This is a genomic window from Neobacillus terrae, from assembly GCF_011393025.1.
GTDB classification, from domain to species: domain Bacteria; phylum Bacillota; class Bacilli; order Bacillales; family Cytobacillaceae; genus Neobacillus_A; species Neobacillus_A terrae.
In genome coordinates this window covers 25,377-41,765 of sequence record NZ_JAAOEO010000001.1, presented here as the reverse complement: position 1 = coordinate 41,765, position 16,389 = coordinate 25,377, and the positions used below count along the sequence as shown (strand labels likewise).

Below are 16,389 nucleotides of genomic sequence, written 5' to 3'. Positions count from 1 at the left end.
CCCAGGCCTAACTCAAACAACTATTCAGTTATTTCTCCATGTATTAAAATAGGCGCTTCTGCCTTTGCAGAAGTAAGAGTTATATTGTTATAAAGCATCTCTTTCACTTCATTTACATCTTCAAAATTACTATATATTGTAACGATTGATTCGCCCTTCTTTACTTGGTCGCCAATCTTTTTGCGTAAAACAAGCCCAACTGCCAGATCAATGACAGATTCTTTTGTTGCTCGGCCAGCTCCAAGGAGCATAGCTGCTGTTCCTACCTCGTCAGCGACGATTTCAGATACAAAGCCATCTTCTTTAGCTTCAAGTTCAAATGTATATTTGGCTTGGGGCAATTTCGATGGATCATCAACGATGCTTGCGTCACCGCCCTGGGAACTTAAGAAGACCTTAAGCTTTTCAAGGGCGGAGCCATCCTTGATAGAAGCCTCGAGCAATTCACGAGCTTCTGTCAGTGAAGAAGCTTTCTCAGCTAGATAAACCATATGGCTGCCCAGTGTGAGACAAAGCTCTGTTAAATCCTCTGGGCCTTCACCTTTAAGCGTATCAATAGCTTCCTTAACCTCCAAGGCATTTCCAATTGCAAAACCAAGCGGCTGACTCATATCAGAAATAACGGCCATTGTCTTTCTGCCAACATTATTTCCGATTCTGACCATTGCACGAGCCAATTCCTTTGAATCTTCAAGAGTCTTCATAAAAGCTCCCGCGCCTGTTTTTACATCCAGGACTATAGCATCGGCTCCTGCGGCTATTTTTTTACTCATAATTGAACTCGCTATCAGCGGAATGCTATCCACAGTCGCAGTTACATCTCTTAACGCGTAAAGCTTTTTGTCAGCAGGGGTCAGGTTTCCGCTTTGGCCAATAACAGCAATTTTATTTTTATTGACCAGATTGATAAATTCACTGTTCTCGATTTCAACATGGAATCCTTTCACCGCTTCAAGCTTGTCAATTGTTCCGCCAGTATGGCCCAATCCGCGCCCGGACATTTTTGCAACAGGTACTCCTACTGATGCAACAAGTGGCCCAAGTACTAGGGTAGTAGTATCACCAACGCCACCGGTTGAATGTTTATCAACCTTGATTCCCTGAATCTGCGACAAATTTATTTGATCACCGGATTCAACCATTGCCATTGTTAAATCTGCGCGCTCTTTCTCCGTCATTCCTTTGAAATAAATAGCCATGGTTAAAGCGCTGACCTGGTAGTCAGGTATACTTCCATCTGTATAGCCTTTTATTATAAAGTTAATCTCTTCTGAGGATAACTCCAGCCCGTCACGCTTTTTTTCAATCAAATCAACCATTCTCATTGCGATCATCACTCCGCTTAAAAAATAAATTATTCAGCCATGCTCAGAACAAGCTCTTTTACGTATAGCAGGAAGTCAGATTTTACTCTCTCAGTTGTTTCGATAACTTCATCATGTGTTAACGGCTGATCGAGAATTCCGGAAGCCATGTTTGAAATACAAGATATGCCAAGCACTTTAATCCCTGAGTGGCGGGCTACAATTACCTCTGGCACAGTTGACATTCCCACTGCATCTCCGCCTAGAACACGAATCATCCGCACCTCTGCCGGTGTTTCGTAAACAGGACCCGTATTGCCAAAATAAACACCTTCCTGGACTTTTAGATTCAGTTTTCCTGCAACTTTCTTTGCAAGGCTGCGAAGCTCTTTGGAATATGCTTCTGACATATCAGGGAACCGCGCACCCAAGCGGGCATCATTCGGTCCGATCAGCGGGTTGGAACCCATGTTATTAATATGATCGGATATAAGCATTAAGTCCCCTGCCTCAAAGCTTTGGTTAACGCCCCCGGCAGCATTAGTCACGATAAGAATTTCAATTCCAAGCTCTTTCATTACACGAACGGGGAAGGTTACTTTATCAAAGGAATATCCTTCATAAAAATGGAACCTTCCTTGCATAGCAACAACTTCTACTCCACTAATTGTGCCAAAAACAAGCTGACCTGCATGCCCTTCAACAGTTGAAACAGGAAAGTCGGGAATTTCGTTATAGGGAATCTTTACCGGATTTTCAATTTCATCAGCCAATACACCGAGGCCAGATCCCAGAATAAGACCGATCCTAGGCTTGTTTGAATATTTCTCTTTTAAAAAGTCTGCTGCTCCTTGAATTTGTTCTAATTTCATTTTTATCCCTCATTTTAACGTTATGTAAAATTTATCACCCGCTTTTAAGGCTATCCAGGTTAGGTACCTTACCTGGCAGCTATAGCGGGCGATAGTTGACACTTAAGCCTTTGATTAGAGCACTCTCTGCATTTCTTATTTCAATTCACTCAGGAAGCTTTTACCATACTCAGGCATTGTAACGTTGAAGTTCTCTGCCACAGTTGCACCGATATCAGCAAAGGTTTCGCGAAGAGGCAGCTCTTTTCCTTCCTTCAATCCTTTTGAATAGACTAAAAGAGGCACATATTCACGGGTATGGTCTGTTCCTGGATGGATAGGATCATTTCCGTGGTCCGCGGTGATGATTAAAAGATCATCTTCCTTCAGCTTAGAAAATACCTCCGTAAGCCTCGCATCATATTCTTCCAGTGCCTTGCCATATCCGATTGGATCGCGGCGATGTCCATAAAGAGCATCAAAGTCCACCAGGTTCAAAAAGCTAAGACCTTTAAACTCCATGTCCAGGGTTTGGACGAGTTTATCCATTCCATCCATATTCGAAACTGTGCGGAGTGATTGTGTTACACCCTCTCCATCGTAAATATCAGAGATTTTCCCTATTGCAATTACATCTAGCCCTGCATCCTTCAACTCGTTCATTACAGTCCGGCCAAATGGCTTAAGCGCATAGTCATGGCGATTAGCGGTTCGCTTAAAGTTCCCTGGTTCTCCAAGGAATGGTCTTGCTATCACACGGCCAACCATGTATTTTTCATCCAGTGTCAGTTCCCGTGCGATTTTACATATCTTATATAATTCATCAAGAGGGACAATCTCTTCATGTGCTGCTATCTGAAGGACTGAGTCTGCAGATGTATAAACAATCAGCGCACCCGTCTTCATATGTTCCTCTCCAAGTTCATCAAGAATTTCTGTTCCGCTTGCTGGCTTATTTCCAATTATTTTCCTTCCTGTGCGGTTTTCAAGTTCTGAAATTAGTTCGGGCGGAAAACCATCTGGAAAAACACGGAATGGAATTTCAATATTTAACCCCATAATTTCCCAGTGGCCGGTCATGGTATCTTTTCCATTTGAAGCTTCCTGCATTTTTGTATAAGAGGCAAGCGGCTTTTCTGCTTTTTCTACTCCGCCTATTTCACGGATGTTGCTCAAACCGAGCTTAGCCATATTTGGCATATTAAGGCCATTCATCCTCTCAGCAATATGGCCAAAAGTGTCAGAACCTTTATCACCAAATCTTTCCGCATCAGGTGCTTCTCCAATTCCCACAGAATCCATTACTATAAGAAAAACGCGTTTATATGCAGCTGTCATCGAGTTACCCTCCTTGGGATGAAAACGGTTACTTAATTACAGAATTAAACAGCTTCAGCATAAAAAGCTGAAACTTATTTATTCTGGAATACATAAGTGTATATTACCCTTTTTAGTTTAGATTAACCAAAATTTGCGAATAAATTCGTCAGAAGTCTGACATCTTTATTTTACTAAAAGTTTAAGAAATTACAAGAAAAAGCCACCCATTATTTATGGCAGCTTTTCGACATTTCTAGCAAAATATTAAGCTCTCGGATGAAATTGGCGGTAAACATCCTTTAACCTTGTTTTGGTTACATGTGTATAGATTTGGGTGGTTGATATATCTGCATGTCCCAGCATTTCCTGTACAGCTCTTAAATCAGCCCCATTTTCAAGCAGATGCGTTGCAAAGGAATGTCTTAGTGTATGCGGGGTAAGTTCTTTCTGTATTCCAGCTTCTTCTGAAAGCTTTTTGAGGATTTTCCAAAAACCCTGCCTAGTCAGCCGCTGTCCGCGAAGGTTCAGAAAAAGTGCATCATCCTTGTGTTTCTTGGAAACAAGCCTGCCTCGAGCGATCTCAAGGTAATTCTGCACTGCATTGGCCGCCGTTTTACCAAGAGGAATAATTCTTTCCTTATTTCCCTTTCCAATACAGCGGACAAATCCCATTGTTAAATGGATGTCTCCCATATTCAAGCCAATCAGTTCGCTGACACGGATACCTGTTGCGTATAGAAGCTCGAGCATAGCTTTGTCCCTTATTCCATAAGGATCGTTTAGTTTTGGGAATTCAAGCAGCACCTCAACTTCTTCCAGGCTTAATACCTTTGGCAAAGACCGTTCCATTTGCGGAGATTCAATGTGCACAGATGGGTCATGGTCTGTCGCCTTATCCCTTAGAAGAAATTGGTGAAAGGCACGAATGGAAGCTACATGCCTTGCCTGAGTTTTAGCAGACTTCCCCTGTTCCTTGAGATGTCCGAGGAAATGGACAATATGCACACGCTGGACATCGTTAAGAGTAGCAATGGTCTCTACATTTTTTAAATAAATCATATAACTCTTTAAATCACGTTCATAAGACACGATGGTGTTTTTTGCAAGTCCTTTTTCTACTATCAAAAAATGCATAAAGTCCTTCAAATGGTCTTCCATGTTTACATTACTCCCCGTTTAAGTAAAACAATAATAGTCTATCAAACCAGGAAGAGTTTTCATTTTCTGCCGCAGCGGACACTTTTACCGCTGCCCCTTCCGGCTTTTCATAGCGGTGGTAATTCTGATATTCTTCATTCATCCACATAATAGCATAATAAAAAAGTATCGTGCATCCAGTAAATAAAATAAAAACCTTTAATGTTTGATAAACCATTTTAAAAAAAGAAAACATAAGGGCGTTCCTCCAAATTGTCATAAATATGAGCCAGGGAAGACAAGGCTGATACTTGCCTGAAGATTCCGGCTAATAAAAGGTATGCCAATTTGGACAAGATTTATACCTCAGAGTCTTGTTTATCTATTAAAAAATAAAGAACCTCGTCATGAAGAGAAGGTTCCGGTTTCATTATTCAACTTGTCAGATTCTGTTTCTTTTTCCAGGCAGCGATGGCAAATACCATGGAATGTCAGCCTGTGATCTTTAATTCTAAAATTCCAACGGTTTTCAACAATAGCTTCCACATCTTCAAGCAGGTCCTCCTGAATTTCATCCACTGCTCCGCATTCAATACAGACAAGGTGGTGGTGAAAATGAGCGGCACCCTCCTGGCGAAGATCATAACGGGAAACTCCGTCGCCAAAATTAATTTTATCAACAATTTTTAATTCAGTAAGCAATTCAAGCGTCCGGTAAACAGTTGCAAGCCCGATTTCCGGCGATTTTTCTTTAACAAGGAGGTATACATCTTCTGCACTCAAATGATCCTCTTCATTTTCTAATAAAACTCGAACGGTAGCTTCACGTTGGGGTGTCAGCTTATAGCTCGATGAATGCAATAGTTTTTTTATTCTCTCAATTCTTGTCTCCATCCCGAAGTCCCTCCCTCGCTACTGTTAATTTTCATTATAACAGAAGGAAAACAGGATTCAAACTAAAATTATTATAAACAAGTCTATATAATTATTATTATATAATAATTATTTTTTAATAACCTGAACTACTGTTTTCATAAGTCCCGGTGACAGATATGCTTCTATTCCCGATGCAGCAGAAATAAAAACCGCTGCTGCAATAAGAGCAGCAAAATATCTTTTAATTAAAGGGGTAAATGGCTGACCTACTTTTTTCATAAACTGCCTGCTAATCATTTTTAATGAAAAAGAAACGGATACCACTGCCATTATTATAAATATTGGGATAATAATAAGGTTCTGAGGAAGAATGGAAACAAAGGCAAGCAAAAAACCATTCCATCCCATCTGGTTAACTAAAAAGCCAACCGTAAATCCTACAACCATACCTTTTATAAAAAGAAGAATTAGAATAATCGGAAGGCCAATAATGGAAATACCGAGAATCCACATCAATCCGATAAATTTGCTGTTATGGAGAAAGCTTTGAAGGAATAAATCCTGATTTCCCTCTACCTTTCCGTTTGAAATATCTCCGAAAAACTGAGAAAGATAATAGAATAAATCTTCTTTTTGGGACAAACTCATGCTGTTGACAACAACTGCTCCAAAGATTACTCCCATTAAAAATAAAATGATCACAAATAGAAAAATTGAGGAATGCTCGCGGATATAACTTGCGGCGACGTTCTGGTACATTCGTTTCTTCATTTCGGCTCCTCCTACTGCTAAATTACTACATTCTATGCCTGTCCTTTTGTTGTATGACAAAAAGATAGAGTCGCCTTATTGAGGGTGATATACTGTTTAGGAAAAATATAGTATTCCATTTGGGAGTTTTAAGAATTAAATAGTTTTATAGGGGATGTTAACTTGACAGAGATTGCTGAATTAAACTCAGTCGAAGAAAATATGGATGAACTTTCGGAAATGCTGATTAAGGTGGTGGAAGATGGAGCATCTATTGGTTTCTTACCCCCTCTTAATCTGAAGGATGCAAAAGCTTATTGGGAAACCGTAAACGGAGATGGGGTCTTATTATTTACAGCAAAGATAGATGACGCTATTGCCGGCTCTGTCCAGTTGCATTTAAACTCTAAACAAAATGGAAGCCACCGTGCTGAAATTGCTAAATTAATGACTCATCCGAATTATCGGCGCAAAGGGCTTGCCCGTTTGTTAATGGAGAAGGCAGAGGAACGTGCCCGGGAGGAAAACCGAACACTGCTGGTCCTCGACACCAGAGAAGGAGATCCCTCTAACCTGCTTTATCGATCACTCGGCTATATAGAGGCTGGCCGCATCCCTCAATATGCAAAGTCCTCCAACGGGGAGCTGGATGCGTCTGTCTTTTATTACAAATTGATTTAGATTGTTATGATTTGTCCTCGAAAGGCTCCCTCAGGCACAAATCCCACGCTGTTCTTATGAGTTATGTATTCGAAGGGCTGTCTCTGGGACAAATCCCTCGCTGTTCTTATGAGTTATGTATTCGAAGGGCTGTCTCAAGGACAAACCCCCTGGCTGTAAAAGAGCTCATAAAAATAAAGAAGGGAAACCACTCCCGAGGCTTCCCCTTATCAAACCATAAATGTCCTATTAAGGCATACGGCTTACCGATATGTTCAATCTGACAGCCGCTTATCAGCTTTTTGAAACAACGGTTCCGTATTTTCCCCCTCCACCTGCATTCAGTGACAGGGTCCCTTCTCTCGCCCGCATGATGAGATCAGCTATTTTAACAGGTACAACTTGTTTTATGGCTTCATAGGGCACTTCATGCAAGACTGCCATTTCTGTACCAAAATGCTGAAGCAGCGTATCCAGCATTTTAGGACCTAATCCCGGAATAAATTCCAAAGGAACCTGATGTACATAAGGAGGTCTCCAAAGTGGTCCCTCTTCCGCCGTTTTCAGTTCTCTAATTCGGTCAGAAACGCCTTTAACTATCTTCTTCTTTCCGCAATGCTGGCAAATTCCTTCACTTGGATCTATCACATGCATGCACTCCGCACAGACTGTTTTGTGATATTTCCCCAAAAGGGGATCGAGACCATAATTAGCGGCTATTTTACGCCCGCCTTCCCTCTTCAAAGCTTTCTCAAGCTCCTTAAAAGTAGGTTCTTCCATTTCAATCACCTGATATTCACGGGCAATTTTCGCAAGCGAATGTGCATCTGAGTTAGTAAGAAAAGCATAAGGGTGCAGTTCTTCAAGAGTATCAGCCATTGATGTGTCGGCACTTAGTCCAAGTTCAACTCCGTCTATGAGTGCCGGATCAAATACTTCTGTCAATGAACGCTGAACCCCTTTTCCAAAAAGGCTTTTAAAAGGAGTAAAAATATGAGCGGGAATAAACAATCCGCCAAGGTTTTTAACCACCTTTTGTAATTCCCTTCCAGTTACATAAATCCGCTGAGAGCTTAGCTGAATATTTTTCAAATGACCGCTCAGCCATTGAGAAAAAGAGCGCATTTCTTCCAGCCTTGGAAAAAAGCAAAGCACATGAACAGGTCCCTTACAATTTTCATCATATATTTCGAGTTCTGAACCAGGAATGATGGTTAAATCACCGTAAGCGATCCCTCCACCTTCATTTTCAACAATCTCCCCAGCTTCAATTAGCTGCTGCATTTCCAAAATGACCTCTGGAGAATGGCTATCGATAATTCCAATCATATTAAGGCCCTTTTCATTCCGGGCATGTGCAATGATATTCGAAAAGGTGAGCGTTTTTGCTCCTGTTATTTTTACCGGCTTGCCTGATGCGGTTCGCCCGATGTGTATGTGCAAATCGGCGTAGTATTTTTTCATTTTCCAGATAACGCCTCTTGAAGTTGAAAGTACTGAACGGCGTAAACTGTTTTGGCATCATATATTTTTTGTTCTTTAATATATTGCAATGCTTCCTCGAGGGTGATTTCTTCTAAATTCACAAACTCATCTTCATCAAGTGAAGCAGCATTTTCCTTCTTAGTTAATCCCTTTGCCTGATAAACATGGACAATCTCATCTGCAAATCCGGGAGATGTATAAAAAGATACCAGCAGTTCAAGTGATTCACACTCGTACCCTGTTTCCTCCTCTAATTCACGGCGAGCACAAACAGCTGGTTCTTCACCCTTTTCGAGCTTTCCAGCAGGTATTTCAACAATTGCCCTTTCGAGTGGTTTACGATACTGTTCCACCATTACAAGTTTATTTTCATTTGTGACTGCCAGCACTGCTACGGCACCTGGATGCTTAATAATCTCACGCTTGGAGGTTTTTCCATTAGGAAGCTCAACTTCCTGAACCTCCAAGGTAACTATTTTTCCTGAAAAGATCTTTTCGGTATGAATGGTTTTTTCCTCAAGGCGGCTCATTCCTGTCACTCCTGTTCTAATCCGTTATATTTTGCTCATACATTTTACCATACTTAGTATGGAGGGGCTGTCATGAAGGTTTATCTTCATTCAAAAGGCTTTATTATGGTCGGCAAAGGCTGGGAGATTGTACAAAAATTAAAGGAATACAATAAACATTATTCTTCCGTTTCTGAATGGATTCAATCCGTTAAGAGTTCAAAGACACATCATTTGAAGTAAGCCTCCATGTACCGTAAAATAGTGCAAAAAGGAAACGGGGCTGGCAGATGAAAAAACGTAAGCTTGGAAAATCAGATTTAATGGTAAGTGAGCTTGGCCTGGGCTGCATGTCAATTGGAACAGAGGAGAAAAAAGCGAAGGCTATTATCGAGGCAGCCTTAGAAGAAGGTATTAACTATTTTGATACAGCTGATTTATATGATTTTGGTGAAAATGAAAAGCTTATCGGAGACGCTTTAAAAAATGTCCGAGACAAGGTTATTATCGCCACAAAAGCAGGTAATCGCTGGAACGAGAGTCGTGAAGGATGGTACTGGGATCCATCCAAAGCACATATTAAAGAAGCAGTAAAAGACAGCCTGAAGCGGCTAGGTATAGAATATATTGACTTATACCAGCTTCATGGAGGAACTATAGACGATCCGATTGAGGAAACAATTGAAGCCTTTGAAGAATTAAAGTCTGAGGGTTTCATCCGCTATTATGGAATATCATCCATACGGCCAAACGTTATCAGGGAGTACGTTCATAAATCCAGCATTGTATCAATCATGATGCAATACAGCATTTTGGACCGCCGACCTGAGGAGGTTTTACCATTCATCCACGACCATGGCATTAGTGTAGTTACACGCGGACCGCTGGCCAAAGGACTGTTAAGCGATAAAATGCTTGAAAAGGCAACTTCAAAAGGGTATCTTGAGTACGGGTTGGAAGACTTGAAGGAAGTCCTTCCTGCTATTAAAGAAAAAGTGGCTGGAGCCCGTTCCATGACAGAAATTGCTTTACAGTATAATCTTGCTAATCCGGCCGTTGCATCGGTTGTTGCAGGTGCAAGTTCCACAGAGCAAATAAGGGAAAACGCAAGAGCAGTAAAAACCTCACCGCTGACTAATGAGGAATTATCTTTAATTCAGTCTCTTTCCAGAGCAGATACTTATCAGGACCATCGCTAAAATGCATAAGAGGAGAGCCCCTGTTTTGGCTCTCCTCTTATTTTTCAGCCCAAAACATTGCTTTTTTCTCCAACTCTTTTATTATCCCGTTTTTAAACTCAATATAAGAATCAATATTCCACGGAAACTTGGCAGCAGCCTCTTCCTTTACCTCAGCATATCGCCTTGCTTCATCCGGGAACTGTCTCAAATAATCCCGAAACACTAAGTGCCGCTTAATTTCAGGATTCCCTTTTTCAAAACCATGCAGATGAATAAGCCTATTCCCCTTTTCATCACACTTGAAAAAATAACGTCTTCCCGCTATTCCGTTTTCTCCTTTAGCTATATAACCTGAATTTTCGAATTGGTGTGTCTTTAAATCGAAATAATTCAGATTCGCCGTCTCGGCGAGAATATCAATAATTGGCTTGGCACACAATTCCGGAACAGATGTGCTTCCAATATGATAGAGATTTATTTTACAGGGAGAAAAGTCCCTGCTGATCAGCTCTTTTTCTGCCTGAAATTTCTCTATCCATTCCTTATTATAAGGAACCACTTCAACCTTTCTCTTTGCCATCTATTTAAAATCTTTCCAATTCATTTGATTCTCGTTCAACAATTCTTCAAAGCTTTTATTTTTTTCACGAAGCCTTCTTTCTTCCCTTTTTCTTGCTTCTTCCTCTTCCGCTTTTTTGGTTTCTGCAGCTTTTAGCTCCTGCTGCTTATCTTTTAATTGCTTGAATAAATCCTGGTTAATCATATCTCCAAGCGTAACCGGCGCGTCATCCTTTTTTGTTTTTTGCTGGATGTTTTTCCTTTTTTTCATCTAACTTCCCCCTTATTTTATTTGCAGTAATTATAACATTTAATGATGAAACTATCCTTTTTGCCTTATCGCTAAAGGTTATCTAGTATCTATTTTTCCAATCAACTTAGTGCAAAATATGACTTTAACACAGCCATTTTTTTAAATTTTCGTGTCTATCCACTATTGTCCCTTTCAAAATAAACAAGCTATACATATCATAATTAACTTTATAAAAAGGGTGGTGTTACTATGGGCTACCAGGGCGGTGGTGGAATGGGCAGCAATTTCGCTTTGATTGTTGTTCTTTTCATTCTGTTAGTTATTATTGGGGCTTCTTTTATGGGCGGCTACTAATATAGAAATAGTAGCTAGAATGGTCTCCGATAATATAATTATCTCACTGGGAAGCGTGTATGAACACGCTTCTTTTTAAATTCTAAAAATACCGCAAAAAAGACGAAACTAGTAAAAGTTTCGCCTTTCTTTTATTGCAAAGTTAAAATGCATTCAATTTAACATTGTCATCAACCTGAAGCTCTGCTTCTGTAGACTGAATGATGTCCTTTACTGTAAAACCTTCAGCTACTTCCACCAGTCGGAGACCGTTTTCGGTAACATCCAAAACGGCACGGTCAGTGATAATTCGGTTTACAACTCCCTTACCAGTCAAAGGAAGAGTACACTCCTTCAGGATTTTTGATTCACCCTTTTTATTCACATGCTCCATGATAACGATGATTTTTCGGGCTCCATGCACAAGATCCATAGCGCCGCCCATACCTTTAATCATTTTACCCGGAATCATCCAGTTGGCGAGATCTCCTTTTTCTGATATCTCCATTCCTCCAAGGATGGCAATATCAATATGGCCGCCCCGGATCATGGCAAATGATTCAGCACTATCAAAATATGAAGCACCTGGAATAGCAGTAACTGTTTCTTTCCCCGCATTTATGAGATCTGGATCTACTGCACTCTCTTCAGGGTAGGGGCCAATTCCAAGGAGACCATTTTCCGACTGAAGCACTACTTGCTTATTCTCGGTTATGTAATTGGCTACCAGAGTTGGCATTCCAATACCCAGATTCACATAAAATCCATCTTCTATTTCTTTTTCTGCTCTAATGGCAATCTTTTCACGAACATTGACCATGTTTATCTCTCCTTTCCCACACTATCAAAACCTATTTTTTTACCGTCAGTCTTTCAATCCTTTTTTCCTGCTGACTTTCAATAATAGCCTGAACATATATGCTTGGAGTGTGGATGTAATTAGGATCCAGCTCGCCAATTTCACAAAGGGTTTCAACTTCTGCGATGGTCACCTTGCCCGCTGCTGCTATCATCGGGCTGAAGTTCCTGGCAGTTTTGTTATACACAAGATTTCCCATCTTGTCGCCCTTCCAGGCACGTACAAGACTGAAATCAGCCGTTAATGCTTCTTCAAGAAGATATTCTTTACCGTTGAAGATCCTTGTCTCTTTTCCATCAGCAATTGGCGTGCCCACTCCTGCAGGTGTATAGAAGGCTGGAATGCCTGCTCCCCCCGCCCTGATTTTCTCAGCAAGGGTTCCTTGTGGAAGGAGTTCAACTTCCAGCTCACCTGAAAGCACCTGGCGCTCAAATTCTTTGTTTTCACCAACATAGGAGCCGATCATTTTTTTAATCTGCTTGTTCTGCATCAGCAGACCAAGTCCCCACTCGTCAACCCCGCAGTTATTTGAGATAACAGTTAAATCTTTTACTCCTTTCTCGACCAATGCGAGAATAAGGTTTTCTGGAATACCGCATAATCCAAATCCGCCAACCATAAGGGTTGCTCCATCCTGGATATCTGCTACTGCTTCCTTAAAGGAAGTACAAATCTTTTTCATTCTGTTCTCTCCCCTCAAAATTCTCAGGCAAGCTCTACAATAGTTGCTACACCCTGGCCGCCGCCAATACAAAGAGTGGCCAGTCCCTTTTGTGCCTGTCTGCGTTTCATTTCATGAATCAAAGTTACAAGAATACGAGCACCGCTCGCACCGATCGGATGGCCAAGTGCAATGGCTCCGCCATTAACATTGAGAACTTCCTGATTAAATTCTAGATCCCTGCCTACTGCAAGCGCCTGTGCAGCAAATGCTTCGTTTGCTTCAATTAAATCGATATCTCCAATGCTTAAGCCTGTCTTCTGAAATACTTTTCTAACGGCTTCAACCGGACCAATTCCCATTACGCTTGGATCAACCCCGGCATTTGCATTCCCTTTAATGGTAACAAGCGGTCGAACGCCAAGTTCATCGGCCTTCTTTCTGCTCATTAAAATAACAACTGCTGCTCCGTCATTAATGCCGGAAGAATTACCAGCCGTTACACTGCCATCTTTCCTAAACGCCGGTCGCAGCCCTGCTAATTTTTCAGCGGTTGTTCCCTTCCTTGGAAATTCATCCGTGTCAAAAATAACAGGCTCACCCTTACGCTGCGGGATCTCTACAGGAACGATTTCATCCTTGAATTTTCCTTCTTCAATTGCTCTTACAGCTCTTTCCTGGCTCTGTGCGGCAAACTGGTCCTGTTCTTCCCTTGTAAGCTCATAACGATCACAGAGATTTTCTGCTGTAACACCCATATGGTAATTATTAAAAACGCAGGTTAAACCGTCTGAAGTAAGGGTGTCAATCAATTTCTGATCACCCATTTTAAAGCCTTCTCTGGCATTTTTTAATATATATGGTGCCTGGCTCATATTTTCCATACCGCCGGCAACTATAACATCTGCTTCACCCGCAAGGATGGCCTGAGTCCCAAGGTGCACAGCCTTCAGCCCTGATCCGCATACCTTATTAATGGTTAAAGCGGAAACGCTTTCAGAAATACCAGCTCTTAATGATGCCTGCCTTGCCGGATTTTGTCCCAATCCTGCCTGGAGAACGTTCCCCATGATCACTTCATCAATCCATTCAGGCTTTACTCCTGATTGTTCGAGTGCTCCTTTAATTGCGACAGCCCCCAATTCAACCGCGGAAACACTTTTGAGGCTTCCGTTAAAAGTGCCTATTGCTGTGCGAACTGCACCAACAATTACGACTTCTGTCTGTGTCATTTACATCCTCCCTTTGCTTTGTGCTACTTTTTATTATTTCTAGTGAAAACGTGAAAATCCTTTTATTTTGTCAAAATTTCTATTATTCTTGATTTCTCCTAAAAAATGCCTCTACAATAAAAATATGAATAGAGGAGGGAGAACATGTATCTTCAATTACCTGAAAAAGTAACAATCATCGAGGTAGGACCTCGGGATGGCCTTCAAAATGAAAAGGTTTTCATATCTACAGAAATAAAAAAGCAGTTTATTTCAGGGCTTCAGTCATCCGGATTAAAAGAAATGGAACTGACGTCCTTCGTTTCACCAAAATGGGTGCCTCAAATGAGCGATGCGGCTGAAATTGTTTCTGATTGCCTTGATCCTTCAATCCGGAGCATTGTACTCGCTCCAAACCGAAAGGGGATTGACCGGTTATACATGACTGATTGCCAATCCGTTGCGGTATTTGTAGGGGTAAGCAATACCTTTAACAGGAAAAATATTAATAAATCAACGGAAGACAGTATGGCGGAATTAAGACCTATTATCAAAGAACTGAAAGAAAAAGGTTATTTTGTGCGCGCTTGCATTTCAACTGCCTTTTATTGTCCTTATGAAGGAAAAATTGAACCGGCTGATACAATCAAGCTCTGTCGCCAGTTTGTAGAAGCGGGTGCCGACGAATTGAGTGTGGCGGACACAATTGGCATGGCAGCGCCAACAGAAGCTTATTCCCTTTTTTTCATGTTGAAAAATGCTTTTCCCCAGGTCTTAATAACGGCTCACTATCATGATACCAGAAAACTTGCGCTTGCCAACATTCTTGCTTCGCTTCAAGCTGGAGTAGACCGGTTTGATACTTCTGCCGGCGGACTTGGCGGGTGTCCTTTCGCTCCAGGTGCTGCTGGAAATGCAGCCACCGAAGATGTTGTTTATTTATTAGAAAGAATGGGAATCCAAACAGGCGTTGATTTAGCAAAGCTTGTTTCTGCCATTGATATTGTGAGGCCTCATCTTACCAGAACCATTGACAGCGCTTATTACCAGCTAAATACCCAAACTGTTTAGATTAGACGAATAACCCTGCTCCCAATCAACCATCTTATTAAATGAGACCATTTGAAGGGAGATACGTTATGAGCCAAAAACGAGATAAAGGGTACAGTCAAAAAGGAAAGCCCAACGCTGATACCGTAAAGAAAACAATAGCCGCAGAGGAGCTTCAAAAAGCCATTCATCCAACAAAGGGAGAAAATGCAGAGTAAATATACTTCTGTGCTATTTGGCTGAGCCGCAGTTATCTGCGGCTCTTTTCATGCACACAAGTCCTTTCAGCCATTTCCCCTTATGCTTTAAATGTGTTTTAAATTCATTAAAATGGTAAAATTAGAGAATACAGTTTCTTCTACTCTGGAGGGATTTTTTTGAGAAGGGCCTTGCGAATTCTGTTTTCAACACTGTTTGTCTTATTTTCTTTTGGGATTTATTTTACAAACAGGATTATGTATATGCGGCGAAAAAAAGATCAATTCATTCTTAACCGTGAAAAAGAGACGGGATGGTTCAATCCGGAGCAATTTGAAGCCCTTCCAAAACGAGAAGTATTAATTTCCTCTCCTTTCGGATATACCATTAAAGCACAATTAGTCGAGCCTCATGACACCAACCGATATATTATTATCGCCCATGGGGTCACTGAGAATAAAATTAATTCAATTAAGTATATGAATATTTTTCTTAACAGGGGCTTTAATACCCTTATTTATGACCATCGCCGTCACGGTGAGTCGGGTGGAAAAACAACAAGCTATGGGCATTATGAAAAGTTTGATTTAAAAGCCGTTGTGGATTGGCTCAAAAATGAAAAAGGCCAGAATATTTTCCTTGGCATCCACGGTGAATCAATGGGAGCGGCTACCCTTCTTTTATACGCAGGGATGCTCGAGGATGGTGCGGATTTTTATATTGCGGACTGTCCCTTCTCGGATTTTAAGGAACAGCTTGCATATAGGTTAAAAAAAGAATTGAAGGTTCGAGGAGATATTTTCCTTCCCCTTGCCGACCTCTTCCTTAAATTTCGGGATAAATATTCGATTTCTGAGGTTTCACCTATCTCTGTCATTGAAAAAGTCAAACATCCTGTCCTTTTTATCCACAGCCAAAAGGACGACTTTATCCTTCCTTCCATGACAGAAGAACTCTTTGAACATAAAAAAGGTCCAAAGATGCTTTTCATGGCGGAAAATGGGTCTCACGCTCAATCTTTAAGGGAAAATCGTGAAGATTATGAAAAAGCTATAGATGAATTTTTAGAAAACTATGTGCTTTTATCTAAGCAATCAGTTGTTACCAGGTAATAGGCACAAAACCCTTCTTTTCAAAATGGAGGGTTTTCTTTTTAGAAGGTTTTCGCAATCTTGCTGCAAAAATAAATAATG

At 41.0% G+C, this 16,389-nt stretch carries 21 protein-coding genes; 7 read left to right on the top strand and 14 right to left on the bottom strand.

Features of this window, described 5'->3' with window-relative positions:
• Nucleotides 1-20 precede the first annotated feature (20 nt).
• The 7 genes from G8761_RS00230 to spoIIM all read right to left on the bottom strand — a co-directional run bounded on the left by G8761_RS00230 (nt 21) and on the right by spoIIM (nt 6,259).
• Nucleotides 21-1,325 carry a pyrimidine-nucleoside phosphorylase gene (locus G8761_RS00230; protein ID WP_166022493.1) on the bottom strand — a complete coding sequence of 435 codons (1,305 nt, stop codon included), beginning with the start codon at nt 1,323-1,325 and terminating at the stop codon, nt 21-23.
• A 29-nt stretch (nt 1,326-1,354) separates the two neighbouring features.
• Nucleotides 1,355-2,176 carry a purine-nucleoside phosphorylase gene (locus tag G8761_RS00225; RefSeq protein WP_166022491.1) on the bottom strand — a complete coding sequence of 274 codons (822 nt, stop codon included), beginning with the start codon at nt 2,174-2,176 and terminating at the stop codon, nt 1,355-1,357.
• Between the two features lie 135 nt (nt 2,177-2,311).
• Nucleotides 2,312-3,493, bottom strand: coding sequence for a phosphopentomutase (gene deoB / locus G8761_RS00220; RefSeq protein ID WP_166022489.1), 1,182 nt, complete (start codon nt 3,491-3,493; stop codon nt 2,312-2,314).
• A gap of 246 nt (nt 3,494-3,739) precedes the next feature.
• Nucleotides 3,740-4,633: a site-specific tyrosine recombinase XerD gene (xerD, locus tag G8761_RS00215; RefSeq protein ID WP_166022487.1), complete on the bottom strand. Its 894-nt coding sequence runs from the start codon at nt 4,631-4,633 to the stop codon at nt 3,740-3,742.
• Between the two features lie 7 nt (nt 4,634-4,640).
• Nucleotides 4,641-4,868: a YqzK family protein gene (locus G8761_RS00210; RefSeq protein WP_166022485.1), complete on the bottom strand. Its 228-nt coding sequence runs from the start codon at nt 4,866-4,868 to the stop codon at nt 4,641-4,643.
• A 149-nt stretch (nt 4,869-5,017) separates the two neighbouring features.
• Nucleotides 5,018-5,506: a ferric iron uptake transcriptional regulator gene (gene fur, locus G8761_RS00205; protein ID WP_166022483.1), complete on the bottom strand. Its 489-nt coding sequence runs from the start codon at nt 5,504-5,506 to the stop codon at nt 5,018-5,020.
• Nucleotides 5,507-5,614: 108 nt separating this feature from the next.
• Nucleotides 5,615-6,259: a stage II sporulation protein M gene (spoIIM, locus tag G8761_RS00200; protein WP_166022481.1), complete on the bottom strand. Its 645-nt coding sequence runs from the start codon at nt 6,257-6,259 to the stop codon at nt 5,615-5,617.
• A gap of 201 nt (nt 6,260-6,460) precedes the next feature.
• On the opposite strand from spoIIM, the gene G8761_RS00195 reads away from it, so the two are divergent.
• Nucleotides 6,461-6,919, top strand: a complete 459-nt coding sequence (locus tag G8761_RS00195) for a GNAT family N-acetyltransferase (RefSeq protein WP_166023277.1) — start codon at nt 6,461-6,463, stop codon at nt 6,917-6,919.
• 273 nt (nt 6,920-7,192) lie between these two features.
• On the opposite strand, the gene G8761_RS00190 is transcribed toward G8761_RS00195, so the two are convergent.
• On the bottom strand, nt 7,193-8,362 hold the full coding sequence (locus tag G8761_RS00190) for an endonuclease Q family protein (protein WP_166022479.1): 1,170 nt from the start codon (nt 8,360-8,362) through the stop codon (nt 7,193-7,195).
• On the bottom strand, nt 8,359-8,913 hold the full coding sequence (locus tag G8761_RS00185; protein ID WP_166022477.1) for an NUDIX hydrolase: 555 nt from the start codon (nt 8,911-8,913) through the stop codon (nt 8,359-8,361). The genes G8761_RS00190 and G8761_RS00185 overlap by 4 nt, the downstream gene beginning before the upstream one ends.
• 72 nt (nt 8,914-8,985) lie before the next feature.
• On the opposite strand from G8761_RS00185, the gene mciZ reads away from it, so the two are divergent.
• Nucleotides 8,986-9,135: a Z-ring formation inhibitor MciZ gene (gene mciZ / locus G8761_RS00180; protein WP_166022475.1), complete on the top strand. Its 150-nt coding sequence runs from the start codon at nt 8,986-8,988 to the stop codon at nt 9,133-9,135.
• 47 nt (nt 9,136-9,182) lie between these two features.
• Nucleotides 9,183-10,091: an aldo/keto reductase gene (locus G8761_RS00175; RefSeq protein WP_166022473.1), complete on the top strand. Its 909-nt coding sequence runs from the start codon at nt 9,183-9,185 to the stop codon at nt 10,089-10,091.
• Between the two features lie 37 nt (nt 10,092-10,128).
• Here G8761_RS00175 and G8761_RS00170 read toward each other — a convergent pair whose 3' ends face one another.
• Both G8761_RS00170 and G8761_RS00165 read right to left on the bottom strand, forming a co-directional pair.
• Nucleotides 10,129-10,653, bottom strand: coding sequence for a GrpB family protein (locus G8761_RS00170; RefSeq protein ID WP_166022471.1), 525 nt, complete (start codon nt 10,651-10,653; stop codon nt 10,129-10,131).
• Nucleotides 10,654-10,902: a YqkE family protein gene (locus tag G8761_RS00165; protein ID WP_166022469.1), complete on the bottom strand. Its 249-nt coding sequence runs from the start codon at nt 10,900-10,902 to the stop codon at nt 10,654-10,656.
• A 231-nt stretch (nt 10,903-11,133) separates the two neighbouring features.
• Between G8761_RS00165 and G8761_RS00160 the strand changes: the two genes are divergently transcribed.
• Nucleotides 11,134-11,238, top strand: a complete 105-nt coding sequence (locus G8761_RS00160) for a YjcZ family sporulation protein (RefSeq protein WP_166022467.1) — start codon at nt 11,134-11,136, stop codon at nt 11,236-11,238.
• A 142-nt stretch (nt 11,239-11,380) separates the two neighbouring features.
• On the opposite strand, the gene G8761_RS00155 is transcribed toward G8761_RS00160, so the two are convergent.
• From G8761_RS00155 to G8761_RS00145, 3 genes are read right to left on the bottom strand one after another with little or no spacing between them, the layout of a single operon-like run.
• Nucleotides 11,381-12,037 (bottom strand): CoA transferase subunit B, encoded by a 657-nt coding sequence (locus tag G8761_RS00155; RefSeq protein WP_166022465.1) that lies wholly within the window; start codon nt 12,035-12,037, stop codon nt 11,381-11,383.
• Nucleotides 12,038-12,068: 31 nt separating this feature from the next.
• On the bottom strand, nt 12,069-12,758 hold the full coding sequence (locus G8761_RS00150; RefSeq protein ID WP_166022463.1) for a CoA transferase subunit A: 690 nt from the start codon (nt 12,756-12,758) through the stop codon (nt 12,069-12,071).
• A 23-nt stretch (nt 12,759-12,781) separates the two neighbouring features.
• The gene (locus G8761_RS00145) at nt 12,782-13,969 is read right to left on the bottom strand and encodes an acetyl-CoA C-acetyltransferase (protein WP_166022461.1); all 1,188 of its coding nucleotides are present in this window, start codon (nt 13,967-13,969) and stop codon (nt 12,782-12,784) included.
• A 144-nt stretch (nt 13,970-14,113) separates the two neighbouring features.
• Between G8761_RS00145 and G8761_RS00140 the strand changes: the two genes are divergently transcribed.
• The 3 genes from G8761_RS00140 to G8761_RS00135 all read left to right on the top strand — a co-directional run bounded on the left by G8761_RS00140 (nt 14,114) and on the right by G8761_RS00135 (nt 16,308).
• On the top strand, nt 14,114-15,019 hold the full coding sequence (locus tag G8761_RS00140) for a hydroxymethylglutaryl-CoA lyase (protein ID WP_166022459.1): 906 nt from the start codon (nt 14,114-14,116) through the stop codon (nt 15,017-15,019).
• A 68-nt stretch (nt 15,020-15,087) separates the two neighbouring features.
• The gene (locus G8761_RS27570) at nt 15,088-15,216 is read left to right on the top strand and encodes a hypothetical protein (protein ID WP_275940671.1); all 129 of its coding nucleotides are present in this window, start codon (nt 15,088-15,090) and stop codon (nt 15,214-15,216) included.
• A 159-nt stretch (nt 15,217-15,375) separates the two neighbouring features.
• Nucleotides 15,376-16,308 (top strand): alpha/beta hydrolase, encoded by a 933-nt coding sequence (locus tag G8761_RS00135; protein WP_166022457.1) that lies wholly within the window; start codon nt 15,376-15,378, stop codon nt 16,306-16,308.
• Nucleotides 16,309-16,389: the final 81 nt, after the last annotated feature.

Excerpts from the sequence above, each read along its gene's own strand:
- G8761_RS00160 (WP_166022467.1), top strand. The coding sequence starts at position 11,134 with ATGGGCTACCAGGGCGGTGGTGGAATGGGCAGCAATTTCGCTTTGATT.
- G8761_RS00210 (WP_166022485.1), bottom strand. The coding sequence starts at position 4,868 with ATGTTTTCTTTTTTTAAAATGGTTTATCAAACATTAAAGGTTTTTATT.
- G8761_RS00170 (WP_166022471.1), bottom strand. The coding sequence starts at position 10,653 with ATGGCAAAGAGAAAGGTTGAAGTGGTTCCTTATAATAAGGAATGGATA.
- G8761_RS00140 (WP_166022459.1), top strand. The coding sequence starts at position 14,114 with ATGTATCTTCAATTACCTGAAAAAGTAACAATCATCGAGGTAGGACCT.
- G8761_RS00190 (WP_166022479.1), bottom strand. The coding sequence starts at position 8,362 with ATGAAAAAATACTACGCCGATTTGCACATACACATCGGGCGAACCGCA.
- xerD (WP_166022487.1), bottom strand. The coding sequence starts at position 4,633 with ATGGAAGACCATTTGAAGGACTTTATGCATTTTTTGATAGTAGAAAAA.
- mciZ (WP_166022475.1), top strand. The coding sequence starts at position 8,986 with ATGAAGGTTTATCTTCATTCAAAAGGCTTTATTATGGTCGGCAAAGGC.
- G8761_RS00145 (WP_166022461.1), bottom strand. The coding sequence starts at position 13,969 with ATGACACAGACAGAAGTCGTAATTGTTGGTGCAGTTCGCACAGCAATA.
- spoIIM (WP_166022481.1), bottom strand. The coding sequence starts at position 6,259 with ATGAAGAAACGAATGTACCAGAACGTCGCCGCAAGTTATATCCGCGAG.
- G8761_RS27570 (WP_275940671.1), top strand. The coding sequence starts at position 15,088 with ATGAGCCAAAAACGAGATAAAGGGTACAGTCAAAAAGGAAAGCCCAAC.
- G8761_RS00175 (WP_166022473.1), top strand. The coding sequence starts at position 9,183 with ATGAAAAAACGTAAGCTTGGAAAATCAGATTTAATGGTAAGTGAGCTT.
- G8761_RS00195 (WP_166023277.1), top strand. The coding sequence starts at position 6,461 with ATGGATGAACTTTCGGAAATGCTGATTAAGGTGGTGGAAGATGGAGCA.
- fur (WP_166022483.1), bottom strand. The coding sequence starts at position 5,506 with ATGGAGACAAGAATTGAGAGAATAAAAAAACTATTGCATTCATCGAGC.
- G8761_RS00225 (WP_166022491.1), bottom strand. The coding sequence starts at position 2,176 with ATGAAATTAGAACAAATTCAAGGAGCAGCAGACTTTTTAAAAGAGAAA.
- G8761_RS00230 (WP_166022493.1), bottom strand. The coding sequence starts at position 1,325 with ATGAGAATGGTTGATTTGATTGAAAAAAAGCGTGACGGGCTGGAGTTA.
- G8761_RS00165 (WP_166022469.1), bottom strand. The coding sequence starts at position 10,902 with ATGAAAAAAAGGAAAAACATCCAGCAAAAAACAAAAAAGGATGACGCG.
- G8761_RS00155 (WP_166022465.1), bottom strand. The coding sequence starts at position 12,037 with ATGGTCAATGTTCGTGAAAAGATTGCCATTAGAGCAGAAAAAGAAATA.
- G8761_RS00185 (WP_166022477.1), bottom strand. The coding sequence starts at position 8,913 with ATGAGCCGCCTTGAGGAAAAAACCATTCATACCGAAAAGATCTTTTCA.
- deoB (WP_166022489.1), bottom strand. The coding sequence starts at position 3,493 with ATGACAGCTGCATATAAACGCGTTTTTCTTATAGTAATGGATTCTGTG.
- G8761_RS00150 (WP_166022463.1), bottom strand. The coding sequence starts at position 12,758 with ATGAAAAAGATTTGTACTTCCTTTAAGGAAGCAGTAGCAGATATCCAG.